This window comes from Streptomyces sp. NPDC058240 (assembly GCF_042882135.1).
Classification (GTDB): domain Bacteria; phylum Actinomycetota; class Actinomycetes; order Streptomycetales; family Streptomycetaceae; genus Streptomyces.
Genome location: NZ_JBHVWT010000010.1, coordinates 82103 through 90332 on the forward strand (window position 1 = coordinate 82103; position 8230 = coordinate 90332).

Below are 8230 nucleotides of genomic sequence, written 5' to 3' on the forward strand. Positions count from 1 at the left end.
TCAATAACCTCCGACCCCCCCCCCACCCCACACCTCCCCCGCACTCCCAGATCACACCCACCGCACCCCCCCCCCCCTCCCTCCCCCCCCCCCTCCCCTCCCGCCCCTTCCCCCCCCACGGCCGTCCGGGGACTCGCCACGGACAGGGGCCGGTGCCGGGTCGGGCCCGGCCGGGGACGCGCACACCAAGCTCGGGGACGCGCACACCAAGCCCGGGGACTCGCACGCGAAGAAGGGCGCGGAGCACGGGACCGTATCCGTACTCCGCGCCCTGGCGCGAGAAACACAACACAACACAACGCAACACAACAGGGGCCGCGGCGGCGGCGATCGGGCCGGATCGGCTCGTCCTCATTCAGGTCAGAGGACGAGGAGGCATACCGGCCCTCACCACCGCACTGGCGTCGCACGACCGCCGCGGCCTCGTCCTGCCCGCGCCGCATGACATCCCTCATCCGGATTCGCGGCGCGAGCAGGGCTCAGTAGGAGACTCAGTCCTCGCGCAGGGCGCGGACCGCCTCCTCTACACGCTTGCCGTAGTCGGCGTCGGCGGCGTGGAAATGGGCGAGGTTCTTCTCGATCACGTCGTCGCGGGTCACCTGGGAAAGGCCCCCGGCGATGTTGGCGACCAGCCGCCCCTTCTCCTCCTCGGACATGAGCCGGTACAGCTCGCCCGCCTGGAAGAAGTCGTCGTCCTTGGTGTGGGCGGGCGCCGCGTGGGTGCCGGTCCAGCCGTGGATGGCGAGCGGGGCGGAGAGCGCCGCGTCGGTCTGGGCGGGGCCGGCGTGCGAGTTGGGCTCGTAGTTCTTGTCGTGGCGCGAACCGTTGCGGGTGGCGTGCAGCCCGTCGCGGCCGTAGTTGTCGACGACCGCGGTGCGCGGCGCGTTCACCGGGAGCTGGGCGTGGTTGACGCCCAGCCGGTAGCGGTGCGCGTCCGCGTAGGCGAACAGCCGGCCCTGGAGCATCTTGTCCGGCGAAGGACCGATGCCCGGCACGAAGTTGTTCGGGGAGAACGCGGCCTGCTCGACCTCGGCGAAGACATTGTCCGGGTTGCGGTCCAGGACCAGCCGGCCCACCCGCTGGAGCGGGTAGTCGCTGTGCGGCCACACCTTGGTCAGGTCGAACGGGTTGAAGCGGTAGCCCGCGGCCTCGGCGGCCGGCATGACCTGCACGTACAGCGTCCAGGACGGGTTCACTCCGCGCTCGATGGCCTGGAGCAGGTCGGTCTGGTGCGAGCTGCCGTCCTTGCCCGCGAGTTCGGCGGCCTGCTCGCTGGAGAGGGACCGCACACCCTGGTTCGTCTTGAAGTGGTACTTGACGAAGAAGGCCTCGCCCTCGGTGTTCGTCCACTGGTAGGTGTGCGAGCCGTAGCCGTTCATGTGGCGGTACGAGGCGGGGATGCCGCGGTCACCCATCAGCCAGGTGACCTGGTGCGTCGCCTCGGGGGCGTGGGCCCAGAAGTCCCAGACGTTGTCCGGCTCCTGACGGCCCGTGAAGGGGTCGCGCTTCTGCGAGTGGATGAAGTCGGGGAACTTGATCGGGTCCTTGATGAAGAACACCGGGGTGTTGTTGCCGACCAGGTCGTAATTGCCTTCGTCCGTATAGAACTTGAGGGCGAAGCCGCGCGGGTCGCGCACCGCGTCCGCGCCGCCCAGCGAGTCGGCGACGGTCGAGAAACGGATGAAGGTCTCGGTGCGCTTGCCGATCTCGGAGAGGAAGTCCGCCCGAGTGAAGGCGGTGATGTCGTCGGTCACTTCGAAGTAGCCGTACGCGCCGGAGCCGCGGGCGTGGACCACGCGCTCCGGAATGCGCTCCCGGTTGAAGCGGGCCAGCTTCTCCAGCAGGTGCTGGTCCTGGAGGAGGATCGGGCCACCGACACCGGCGGTGGCGGAGTTCTGGTTGTCGGCGACCGGGGCGCCTGACTCGGTCGTGAGCACACGCTGCGTCATGGTGTCGGGGCGACCTTCCGTACGGGGGCTGCTGAGCTGCTGAACTGCGACGGCTCGGGGCTCCAGGAGCGTAAGTACGCCCCGAACCCGACGTCAACAGTTTGTTGAATTTGTTGGCTGGTGTTCCGGACGGCGCCGACGCCTGGGCGCGACAGGACAGGTGTCAGCGCCGACGCCGTCCGGAAGTCTCCGGGTTGCCGGGCCGGTCAGGCCTGGACGGGCTGCCCCGACAGGCGCTCGACCGAGCGCAGCAGTGCCGAGTGGTCCAGGCCGCCGTCGCCCTGCGCGCGCAGCGAGGCGACGAGCTGGGCGACCACGGCGCCGACGGGCAGCGCGGCGCCGACATTGCGGGCGGCGTCCGTGACGATGCCCATGTCCTTGTGGTGCAGGTCGATCCGGAAGCCCGGCGCGAAGTCCCGCTTGAGGAAGTTGTCCTTCTTGCGGGTCAGGACGGTCGAGCCGGCCAGTCCGCCGTTGAGGACGTCCAGTGCGGCGGCCAGGTCGACGCCGGACTTCTCCAGGAAGACGACGGCCTCGGCGCACGCCTGGATGTTGACCGCGACGATCAGCTGGTTGGCGGCCTTCACCGTCTGGCCGGAGCCGTGTGGACCGCACAGCACGATGGTCCTGCCGAGCGCCCGGAGGATCGGCAGGACCGCGTCGAAGTCGGCCTGCTCGCCGCCGACCATGATCGACAGCACCGCCTCGATGGCACCGGCCTCGCCGCCGGAGACCGGGGCGTCGAGCACCCGGATGCCCTTGTCCTTCGCGTTCTTCGCGAGGTCCACGGAGGTCTGCGGGGTGATCGACGACATGTCGATCAGCAGTGCGCCGGGCCTGGCGTTCTCCAGGATGCCGTCGGGGCCGTAGGCGATGGCCTCGACCTGCGGGGAGGCGGGCACCATCGTGATGACGACATCGGCGTCCCGGACCGCCTCGGCGATCGAGCCCGCGCCGGTGCCGCCGGCCGCGACCAGCCGGTCGATCTTCGCCTGCTCCAGGGTGTGACCGGTGACGTCGTACCCGGCCTTGATCAGGTTCTCGGACATGGGGGAGCCCATGATGCCGAGTCCGATCCACGCAACCTTGGGGAGGTTGTTGCTCATGAGGGTGCCTTCCGATAAGCGTGTGTACGAGGGGGAGTTCGCCGCCCTCGGCGGGCGGCCCGCGCGGTGGCCGGGAGCCACTCGAAGGCCTCGGCACTCGGCCGGTCGCCCGGCTTGTACTCCAGGCCGACCCAGCCGTCGTAACCGGCCTTCGTCAGCTCGTCGAGGAGCTGCTCCAGCGGGAGCGAGCCGGTGCCGGGCGCGCCGCGCCCCGGGTTGTCGGCGATCTGGACGTGGCCGGTCCTGTCGGCATACGCCGTGATGGCCTGGCCGAGGTCCTCGCCGTTCATCGACAGGTGGTACAGGTCCAGCAGGAACTTCGCGTTCCCGAGTCCGGTCGCCGCGTTGACCTTGTCGACGATCCCGATCCCGGCCGGTGCGCTCACCAGGGGGTAGCGCGGCGACTCCGGCTCGTTGAGGGTCTCGATCAGGAGTACCGCCCCGATCCGGTCGGCCGCACGGGCGGCGAGCACCAGATTCTCCAGGGCGAGTTCGTCCTGCGCGGCCGGGTCCACGCCGTCGACGCGGTTGCCGTACAGCGCGTTGAGCGCCTTGCAGCCGACCGAGGCGGCGAAGCCTGCCGCCACGTCGATATTGGCGCGGAAGCGGTCCGACTCCGTGCCCGGCACGGAGAGCGCGCCGCGGTCGGGGCCGGGCAGCTGTCCGGCGTAGAAGTTCAGTCCCACCAACTGCGTGCCCGCGTCGTCGAGCGCCTTCTTGAGGGCGTCGAGCTCGGCCTGCGGCGGAGTGGGGGTCTCGATCCAGGGCCACCACAGCTCGACCGCCGTGAAGCCGGCCGCGGCGGCTGCCGCGGGACGCTCCAGGAGCGGGAGTTCCGTGAAGAGGATCGAAAGGTTCACATCGAAGCGCTGGTCCGGGTAGCCCATGAGGGTTTCGGCTCTCCTTCCGTATTGCGGAAGTTAGTTTCTACGTAACGGAAGATTGCCCGGGGCTGTGGAAGCTGTCAAGGGGGTGCCCGGAATTCGGTCCCGGGGTCTTCGTGCGGGTTGCGCAAGGTGGGCCCCCAATTGCGCCGGTTGCCGAGGGGTCCGGGGCGGGCCAGGGTTGCTGGTGCGTCCGATGCCGCCGACCCCGTACGAGGTGCCTCACATGAACCACGCCACCAGCCGGCGCACCGTCCTCGGCGCGCTGCTCGCCGGTGCCGCCCTGTCGGCGGCCCCCGCGGCGCCCGGCTCCCCGGGGTCCGCGCCGGACCGGGCGCCCGCGGTCGGCCCGCGCCCGCGCACCACCCCGCGGCTGCTGCTCGGCACGTACACCTCGGCCGAGGGCGGCGGCACGGGAATCGGGACGGCGACCTACGACCCCGCCACCGGGGCGATGGCCGCCGGTCCCGTGATCACGGGCGTCGCCAACCCCTCGTACCTGGCCGCGCATCCTTCCGGCGCCACCGTCTACGCGGTCGACGAGCAGGACCCGGGCGGTGTGACGGCGGTGGCCCTGTCGCCGGACGGCACCCACCGGGTGCTGGGAACGCGCGACACGGGCGGGGCCGGGCCCACCCATCTGTCGGTCCATCCCACCGGAAGGTGGCTGCTCACCGCGAACTACACCGCGGGCAGCGTCGCGGTGCACCCCATCCGGGGCGACGGATCGCTGGGGGAGCGTACGGACCTGGTCGCCCACACCACGCCACCGCCCGGCCCCGGCCAGGACGGGCCGCACGCCCACCAGATCATCACCACCCCCGACGGCAGCCACGTCCTCGCCGTGGACCTCGGCAACGACACCGTGTACACGTACCGGCTGGACGAGAGGCGCGGCACGCTCGGCCGGGTCTCCTATGCGGCGCTGCGCCCCGGCGCCGGACCAAGGCACATCACCTTCCACCCCGGCGGCCGCTTCGCCTACCTGGCCTGCGAGGTCGACAACACCGCGGTCGTCTGCGGCTACGACCCGGCCACCGGCACGCTCTCCCCGGGCACCCCGCAGCCCACGGGGACCGGTGCGGGGACCAGCTATCCCGCGCAGTTCCTGGTCACCGCGGACGGCCGGTTCGCCTACCTCGCCAACCGGGGGCACAACAGCCTTACGCGCTACGCCGTCGAGGACGACGGGGCCGTGCTGCGGCTGCTCGACACCGTGCCCGTCGGCGGCGACTTCCCCCGGCAGATCGCCTTCTCGCCCGACGGGAAACTGCTCTTCGCGGCCAACCAGAGGTCGAGCACGGTGACCGCCTTCCGGGTCGACGCCCACGACGGCGGACTGACCCGCACCGGTCAGGCGCTCGCCGCCCCGGTCGCCGTCTGCGTACTGCCGCACCCGAGCGCGCGCCCGGCCGGGTACTGAGGGCTGATCCGACGCCCGACGGCCCCGGCGCACGTCCGTTAGGGTCAGGCGCGAGCCGCGGGTTTCACAGCTGCGTGGCGAACGCATGAGGGAGGCACAGTGCGCTTGAGAGTGGAGTTCACCACCGAGCCCTTCGATCTCGACGAGGCGCCCGCCCACGCGGTCGTGGCCCGCGAGGTCATCCAGGCGGCCGACCTGGACGCCGTGGACGTCGGCCCCTTCGGCAACACGGCGGAGGGCGGCGCGGACGAGGTGCTCACCGCGGTGGACTCGCTGCTGCGCCAGGCCCTGGCATCGGGTGCCACCCGGGTGTCCCTCCAGGTCAATGTGATCGGGGAGGACTCCCAGTGACCGAACCGGCGGACCACCCGCTCGTCACCGCGGTCAAGCCGCTCGTCGACGCCATGGGCGCCGAGCTGCTCGGGCCCGAGCAGGCCCAGCCCGACGATGTCGTGCTGGCCTGGGAGGGCGAGGACGTCATAGCCGTACGGCTGCCCCAGCTCTCGGAGTCGCTCGATCACATCCTGGCCGCCATGGAGCGCCGGCACGGCATGCCGCTCGCCGAGCTGGACCGCCGGACCAAGCAGTCGGTGGTGCGGACCCTGGAGGCACGTGGTGCTTTCTCGGTACGCCACGGCGTGGAGACGGTGGCGGGCGCGCTGGGGGTCAGCCGCTTCACCGTCTACAACTACCTGAACAGGGAAAATGCGGCCAAAGGCGAGTAGTTGAGGCCGTAGCTGAGCGAACGCCGTGGAAGACCGCGGAGGGCCGTCGTCCGGAGTACCGGGCGACGGCTTTTTACATTCGCGTAATTTCAACAAAGTGTTGACGTGGTGTTGTGGAGGGCGTTAGCTATCCGCAGCCCGACCGACGCGAAGCGAAAAAACGCACAGCGAGAACAGCCACGGAGGCTCCCGTGACTTCGAGCTCCACGCCGGGCCTCGCCCGGTTCAACACCCTGGCGGACGACGAGGCCACCACCGCGTTGCACGAGGTGTGTGCCGGCGCGGCATGGGGAAGAGCGATCCTCTCCCGACGCCCGTACGCCACCGCGGAAGCCCTTTTTCGTGCCAGTGACGCCGCCACGGCGGCGCTGACCCCGGAGGAACTGGCCGAAGCGATGGCCGGCCATCCGCCGATCGGCCGCCCGAAGCCCGGAGACCCGACTTCCTCCCGCGAACAGCGGGGGATGGCCGGCGCCACCGAGGAACTCAAGGCCGAGATGCTCGAACTGAACCTGGCCTACCAGGAGCGGTTCGGACATGTCTTCCTGATCTGCGCCACCGGAGCCACCGGTGAGCAGATGCGCGACGCGGTGAAGTCCCGGATCGGGAACTCGCCCGAGCAGGAGCGCGGGATCGTGCGCACCGAGCTGGGCAAGATCAACCGCATCCGGCTGACCCGTCTCGTAACCGAAGGAGAGTGACGGTCTTGAGCACCGACACCACCGCATCGGTGTCCACGCACATCCTGGACACCAGCATCGGCCGCCCCGCCGCGGCCGTCGCCATCACGCTCGCGGCCCGCAGCGGCAGCGGCGCACCCTGGGCGACGCTCGGCGGATCCGCGACCGACGCCGACGGGCGATGCAAGGACCTGCCGGCACTGCCGGAGGGCACCACCCATGTACGTCTCGGCTTCGAGACCGAGGCGTACTTCGCAGCCAAGAAGCAAGCCGAGGCGCAGCAGGACGCCCCCCGCGCAAGGGACAGCGGTGTGTTCTTCCCGGAAGTGGCGATCACCTTCGCCGTCGTACCGGGCGAGCACTATCACGTACCGCTGCTGCTCAACCCGTTCGGCTACTCCGTTTACCGAGGGAGCTAGCAGACATGCCCACGATTCTCGGCCAGAACCAGTACGGCAAAGCAGAGAACCGCGTCGTCAAGATCACGAGGGACGGCGACACTCACCACATCAAGGACCTGAACGTCTCCGTCGCCCTCTCCGGCGAGCTCGACGACGTCCACTACAACGGCTCGAACGCCAACTGCCTTCCGACGGACACCACGAAGAACACCTGCTTCGCGTTCGCCAAGGAATACGGCATCGAGTCGGTCGAGCAGTACGGCATCCACCTCGCCCGGCACTTCGTGGACAGCCAGCCCTCGATCCACCGCGCGCGCATCCGCATCGAGGAGTACGCCTGGGAGCGCATCGCCGGCTCCGACGGCAACTCCAAGTTCATCGGCGCCGACGAGGTCAAGCACTCCTTCGTCCGCAAGGGCCAGGAGACCCGCCTGGCGCAGATCACGTACTCCGCCGGAGGTGACGGGGGGGCGAAGTTCGAAGTCCTGTCCGGGCTCAAGGACCTGACCCTGATGAACTCCACGAACTCCGAGTTCTGGGGCTACATCAAGGACAAGTACACGACGCTCCAGGAGGACTACGACCGCATCCTCGCCACGTCCCTGTCCACGTGGTGGCGGCACAACTGGACCTCGGACGAGCAGCGCATGCCGCAGTGGGAGAAGTCCTACGAGCAGTCCAGGAAGCACATCCTGCACGCGTTCGTGGAGACGTACTCGCTCTCGCTCCAGCAGACGCTGTACCAGATGGGTTCGCGGGTCATCAACAACCGCAGCGAGATCGACGAGATCCGCTTCTCCGCCCCCAACAAGCACCACTTCCGGCAGGACCTCTCCGCCTTCGGCCTGGAGAACGACGCCAAGGACGGCGCCGTGTACTACGCCGCCGACCGCCCCTACGGCCTGATCGAGGCCACCATCCTGCGCGACGGCTGCGAGCCGCACATCCCGGTCGACATGACCAACCTCTGACGCGGGGCGGGGGGGGGGGGGGGGGGGGGGGAGGGGGGGGGTGGGTGAGACTAAAGGAAGGGAAAGCAGAACCCGCACCCCCCACCGAAAA

The 8230-nt window shown here is 69.9% G+C and carries 9 protein-coding genes; 6 read left to right on the forward strand and 3 right to left on the reverse strand.

The genetic code is table 11. The features are described 5' to 3' along the window. Positions 1-491 precede the first annotated feature (491 nt). From ACFVX4_RS18955 to ACFVX4_RS18965, 3 genes are all read right to left on the reverse strand, one after another. Positions 492-1949, reverse strand: a complete 1458-nt coding sequence (locus tag ACFVX4_RS18955) for a catalase (protein WP_389978345.1) — start codon at positions 1947-1949, stop codon at positions 492-494. 206 nt (positions 1950-2155) lie between these two features. Further along, positions 2156-3055, reverse strand: a complete 900-nt coding sequence (locus ACFVX4_RS18960) for a 2-hydroxy-3-oxopropionate reductase (protein ID WP_389978348.1) — start codon at positions 3053-3055, stop codon at positions 2156-2158. After that, a complete protein-coding gene (locus ACFVX4_RS18965; protein WP_389978351.1) occupies positions 3052-3942 on the reverse strand; it encodes a TIM barrel protein in 891 nt (296 codons plus the stop codon). The genes ACFVX4_RS18960 and ACFVX4_RS18965 overlap by 4 nt, the downstream gene beginning before the upstream one ends. A gap of 223 nt (positions 3943-4165) precedes the next feature. On the opposite strand from ACFVX4_RS18965, the gene ACFVX4_RS18970 reads away from it, so the two are divergent. The 6 genes from ACFVX4_RS18970 to pucL all read left to right on the forward strand — a co-directional run bounded on the left by ACFVX4_RS18970 (position 4166) and on the right by pucL (position 8139). Next, positions 4166-5362 carry a lactonase family protein gene (locus ACFVX4_RS18970; RefSeq protein WP_389978354.1) on the forward strand — a complete coding sequence of 399 codons (1197 nt, stop codon included), beginning with the start codon at positions 4166-4168 and terminating at the stop codon, positions 5360-5362. 99 nt (positions 5363-5461) lie between these two features. After that, positions 5462-5713 carry a thiamine-binding protein gene (locus ACFVX4_RS18975; protein WP_266428750.1) on the forward strand — a complete coding sequence of 84 codons (252 nt, stop codon included), beginning with the start codon at positions 5462-5464 and terminating at the stop codon, positions 5711-5713. Continuing rightward, a complete protein-coding gene (locus tag ACFVX4_RS18980; protein ID WP_124721336.1) occupies positions 5710-6087 on the forward strand; it encodes a helix-turn-helix domain-containing protein in 378 nt (125 codons plus the stop codon). Before ACFVX4_RS18975 ends, ACFVX4_RS18980 begins: the two co-directional genes overlap by 4 nt. A gap of 191 nt (positions 6088-6278) precedes the next feature. After that, the gene (gene uraD, locus ACFVX4_RS18985; protein ID WP_389978357.1) at positions 6279-6788 is read left to right on the forward strand and encodes a 2-oxo-4-hydroxy-4-carboxy-5-ureidoimidazoline decarboxylase; all 510 of its coding nucleotides are present in this window, start codon (positions 6279-6281) and stop codon (positions 6786-6788) included. 5 nt (positions 6789-6793) lie between these two features. Beyond that, the gene (gene uraH, locus ACFVX4_RS18990; protein WP_389978360.1) at positions 6794-7186 is read left to right on the forward strand and encodes a hydroxyisourate hydrolase; all 393 of its coding nucleotides are present in this window, start codon (positions 6794-6796) and stop codon (positions 7184-7186) included. A gap of 5 nt (positions 7187-7191) precedes the next feature. Beyond that, positions 7192-8139 carry a factor-independent urate hydroxylase gene (pucL, locus tag ACFVX4_RS18995; RefSeq protein ID WP_389978363.1) on the forward strand — a complete coding sequence of 316 codons (948 nt, stop codon included), beginning with the start codon at positions 7192-7194 and terminating at the stop codon, positions 8137-8139. Positions 8140-8230: the final 91 nt, after the last annotated feature.